The organism is Staphylococcus sp. CoH_129_LAB_1 (assembly GCF_058191515.1).
Window position 1 is genome coordinate 1 of record NZ_JBXWKZ010000088.1, and the last position, 246, is coordinate 246.

Here is a 246-nt window from a genome sequence, read left to right on the forward strand (position 1 = left end):
GTCTTCAGGTTGGTCAGGTCGGACTTGACCGCGTTGTCCTTCGCGCTGCTCTGGACGCCGAGGTAGACGGGGATGGCGATGGCGGCGAGGACGCCGATGATGATGACCATCACGAGGAGCTCGATCAGGGTGAACCCCTTCTCGCCCTCCTCCAGGAGGCCCTTGCGGCGAGCGTTCAGCTTGCCCATGAGACGGAAGTACATTGCAGTGTCCATTCGGTCGGGTGATGAATGGACACTGCAATGT

The 246-nt window shown here is 60.6% G+C and carries 1 protein-coding gene; it reads right to left on the reverse strand.

Features of this window, described 5'->3' with window-relative positions:
* Window positions 1–215, reverse strand: a 215-nt coding sequence (locus tag AC2FB1_RS11235; RefSeq protein ID WP_490675289.1) for a type IV pilin protein, incomplete at its 3' end; no start/stop codon positions are given.
* Window positions 216–246: the final 31 nt, after the last annotated feature.